At 64.0% G+C, this 4,004-nt stretch carries 4 protein-coding genes; all 4 read right to left on the bottom strand.

Going from position 1 to position 4,004, the window contains the following annotated elements; genetic code table 11:
- Positions 1 to 280 (bottom strand): enoyl-CoA hydratase-related protein (locus tag EOA86_RS25435; RefSeq protein ID WP_245497369.1); only part of this gene is annotated, 280 nt, incomplete at its 3' end.
- Complete coding sequence (locus EOA86_RS25440; protein ID WP_128344199.1) at positions 277 to 747, bottom strand: MarR family transcriptional regulator; 471 nt, start codon at positions 745 to 747, stop codon at positions 277 to 279. The genes EOA86_RS25435 and EOA86_RS25440, both read right to left, overlap by 4 nt.
- A complete protein-coding gene (locus tag EOA86_RS25445) occupies positions 741 to 1,514 on the bottom strand; it encodes an SDR family NAD(P)-dependent oxidoreductase (protein ID WP_128344201.1) in 774 nt (257 codons plus the stop codon). Before EOA86_RS25445 ends, EOA86_RS25440 begins: the two co-directional genes overlap by 7 nt.
- A complete protein-coding gene (locus EOA86_RS25450) occupies positions 1,511 to 3,805 on the bottom strand; it encodes a bifunctional salicylyl-CoA 5-hydroxylase/oxidoreductase (protein WP_128344203.1) in 2,295 nt (764 codons plus the stop codon). The genes EOA86_RS25445 and EOA86_RS25450 overlap by 4 nt, the downstream gene beginning before the upstream one ends.
- Positions 3,806 to 4,004 lie beyond the last annotated feature (199 nt).

The following is a 4,004-nucleotide window of genomic DNA, read 5'->3' on the forward strand; positions in this document are numbered from 1 at the left end:
TTCGGGTGAAGGCGAGCAATGCCTTCATGTCCATCTTCACCAGCGGGCCGATGATGTCGTGAACATCGCCGCCGGAGCAGAAATTGCCGCCATTGGGCAGGAACACCACCGCATCGACGTCGTCGGCATAGACGAGGTCGCGAAAAGTATCGCGCAGCTCGGCATAGCTTTCGAAGGTCAGCGGGTTCTTGCGCTCCGGGCGGTCGAGCCGGATATTTGCGATCTTGCCTTCGACCTGCCAGAGGAAATGCTTTGGCTTGCGGCCGGCCATCTTTGTCATTCCCGTCCCTCCCAATTGCTGCGGAAGGAATTCAGCATGCCGGTCAGCCGGCGCGCCTCGTCCTCGCTCACGTCGCCCAGCAGCTCGCCGATCCAGCTTTCATGCGCGGCGGCAATCACAGCGAAAGCCTTCGAACCTTCCTCCGTCAACCGCACCATCGAGGTGCGGCGGTCGCCATTGCGCCGGGCGCGGGTAACCAGCCCTTCCGAAACCAGCCGGTCGACGATCCCGGTCACATTGCCGTTGGACACCAGCAGGAAGCGCGACAGGTCGCTCATCAACATGCCTTCCGGCGCGCGGTAGAGTGCCGCCATCACGTCGAAGCGCGGCAGCGTCGTGTTGAATTCCTGCCGCAGGCGCTCGCGCAGCTCGGCCTCGATGCTGCGCGAGGCGCGCAGCAGCCGCACCCACAGCCGCAGCCGATCCTTGCCGGATCCGGACGGCGCGGGCAGGGGACCGGCTACCATGTCTCGCCTCCCGAGATCGAAATCGTCTGTCCGGTGATCGGTTGGGCAGCATCGCCGCACAGCCACAGCACCGCGGCTGCAATCTCTTCCGGCTGGATGAAGCGGCCTTGCGGGTTGGTCGAGGCAAGGCTCGTCCGTGCTTCTTCGGCCGAGCGGCCGGTCTTTTCGACGATTCGCTGGATGGATTCCTCGAGCATGTCGGTTTCGGTGAAGCCCGGGCAGACGGCGTTGACCGTCACCCCGGATTTTGCCGTCTCTACCGCCAGCGCTCGCATTAAGCCGACGACGCCATGCTTGGCGGCAACGTAAGCGGCGACATACGGGTAGCCTTTTAGCCCGGCCGTCGAAGCAACGAAGATGATCCTGCCTATCTTCCGTGCGACCATGCCGGCCAGCGCCGGTTTCACTGTCAGGAACGCGCCGGTCAGGTTGACGTCGAGCGTGCGCTGCCAGTCCGCAAGCGAGGTCCGCGGTGCTGGCGCGCTGCCGGACATGCCGGCATTGGCGACGACGATATCGATCGGCCCGCGCGCCGCCTCGGCCTGGCTGTAGAGCGACGCCATCGCCGCCTCATTGGTGACGTCGGCGGCGATGCCGAAAATGCGGTCGTTTTCCCTGGCGACCTCGGCCAGCGCTGCCTCGCGCCGGCCGCAGATGGTGACATCGATGCCGGCATCGGCGAGCGCCAGCGCGATGGCGCGGCCGACGCCGGAGCCGCCGCCGGTGACCAGCGCATGCCGTCCCGCCATCGTTTCAACGACGCTCATACCTTCAGCCCCGCTGCCGCGTCGCGTTCGGCCAGCCGGTAGATCTGGTCGCGGCCAGGCAGATAGGGATCAGGCCATTTGACGCCGCGGTCGCCGAGCGTGACGGCCGCATGCAACGTCCAGTAGGGGTCGGCGAGATGCGGTCGTGCCATCGCGACCAGGTCGGCCCGGCCGGCCATCAGGATCGAATTGACATGGTCCGGTTCGTAGATGTTGCCGACCGCCATGGTCGCCATGCCGACCTCGTTGCGAATGCGGTCGGAAAACGGCGTCTGGAACATACGGCCATACACCGGCCTTGCCTCGGCGGAAGTCTGGCCGGCCGACACGTCGCAGATGTCGACGCCGGCCTCATGCAGCAGCCGCGCGATTTCGACCGCATCGGCCGGTGTCACGCCTTCGATGCCGACCCAGTCATTGGCCGAGATGCGTATTGAAACAGGCTTTTCATCAGGCCAGGCGGCGCGGACGGCATGGAAGATTTCCAAGGGATAGCGCATGCGGTTTTCGAGCGAGCCGCCATAGGCGTCCGTGCGCCGGTTGGTCAGCGGCGTGATGAAGGAGGACAGGAGATAGCCGTGCGCGGCGTGGATTTCGAGCATGTCGAAGCCGCAGCGTTCAGCCATCTCGGCCGAAGCGACGAATTGATCGCGCACCAAATCCATGTCGGCGCGGTCCATCGCCTTCGGCAGCTGATTCTCGGGCGACCATGCCACCGCCGACGCCGCCATGACAGGCCAGTTGCCTGATGTCAGTGGCACGTCGGTTCCTTGCCAGCCGAGCCGGGTCGAACCCTTGGCGCCGGAATGGCCGATCTGCGCGCAGATCTTCGCCTCGGTCTCGGTGTGGACGAAATCAACAAGCCGCTTCCAGGCGACTTCGTGCTCGGGCGCGTAAAAGCCGGTACAGCCAGGCGTGATGCGGCCTTCGGGGCTGACGCAAGTCATCTCGATGTAGAGCAGGCCGGCGCCACCCTTGGCCCGTTCGGCATAGTGGGCGAAGTGCCAGTCGGTCGGGCAGCCGTCGACGGCCTTGTACTGCGCCATCGGCGAGACGACGATGCGGTTCTGCAGCGCCATGTCGCGCAGCCGGAACGGTGCGAACATCGGCGCGCGACGAAGACTGTTGCCGCCGGCGCCGGCCTGGCGCTGGAACCATTCTTCGGCGCCGGCCAGCCACTCGGCATCGCGCAGCCGCAAATTCTCGTGGCTGATGCGCTGCGAGCGCGTCAGCAGCGAATAATTGAACTGCACCGGATCGAGGCCGAGATAGCGCTCGACCTCCTCGAACCATTCGAGCGAGTTGCGCGCCGCCGACTGCAGCTTCAGCACTTCGGTGCGGCGGGCGTCTTCATATTTGCGAAACGCCGCCTCGAGGCCGGGCTCGGAATCGACATAGTCGGCCAGCGCCACCGCGCTTTCCAGCGCCAGCTTGGTGCCGGAGCCGATCGAGAAATGCGCTGATGCCGCTGCGTCGCCCATCAGCGCCAAATTCTTGTAGGACCAGCGCTCGCACAGCACGCGCGGAAAATTGATCCAAGCCGAACCTCTGATGTGGTTGGCGTTGGTCATCAGCGAATGGCCAGCGAGATGCCTGGCGAAGATCTGTTCGCAGACGGCGATCGATTCCTGCTGCGACATCGTGCCGAAGCCGAAGCGCCCCCAGGTCTGCTCGCTGCATTCGACGATGAAGGTCGCGGTGTCCTTGTCGAACTGGTAGGCATGCGCCCACACCCAGCCATGCTCCGTCTTCTCGAAGATGAAGGTGAAGGCATCATCGAACTTCTGCTGGGTGCCAAGCCAGACGAACTTGCATTTGCGGGTGTCGATATCGGGCTTGAACACGTCGACGAATGCGCTCCGTGCCTTCGAATTCAAGCCGTCGGCGGCGACCACCAGATCGTGGCTCTCCATGTAGGGTTTGGGGTCGGCGATATCGGTCTCGAAGACCAGCTTCACGCCGAGCTCGCGGGCCCGCCGCTGCAGCAAGGTGAGCAGCCGCTTGCGGCCGATGCCGCAGAAGCCATGGCCGGTCGAGACCGTGCGCACCCCATCATGGATGACGGCGATGTCGTCCCAATAGGCGAAATGCTTCCTGATCCAGACGGCACTGACAGGATCGTTCCTGGTCAGATTGTCGAGCGTTTCGGCCGACAGTACGACGCCCCAGCCGAATGTGTCGTCGGCGCGGTTGCGCTCGAACACGGTCACTTCGTGCGCGGCGTCCCTGAGCTTCATCGAAATGGCAAAGTAGAGGCCGGCTGGTCCGCCGCCGAGAACCGCAACCTTCATCTGTGCGATCTCCTCTCGCTTCCTATCTTCAGTATCGCGCCTGACGTATATTATTTCAAGCTTGAAGTTTCATAATTGAAGCGATTCGTCTCAGGTGCCTTGGCGTGCTTGCGGTCAGCCCGCAAGCACGCGCCGGCCGGATCATTTTTCCGGGGTCTTCGGGCTCCACAGCACCGTCTCTGCGTCCTTTTCATAGGCC

The organism is Mesorhizobium sp. M5C.F.Ca.IN.020.32.2.1 (assembly GCF_004023105.1).
GTDB classification, from domain to species: Bacteria; Pseudomonadota; Alphaproteobacteria; order Rhizobiales; family Rhizobiaceae; genus Mesorhizobium; species Mesorhizobium wenxiniae.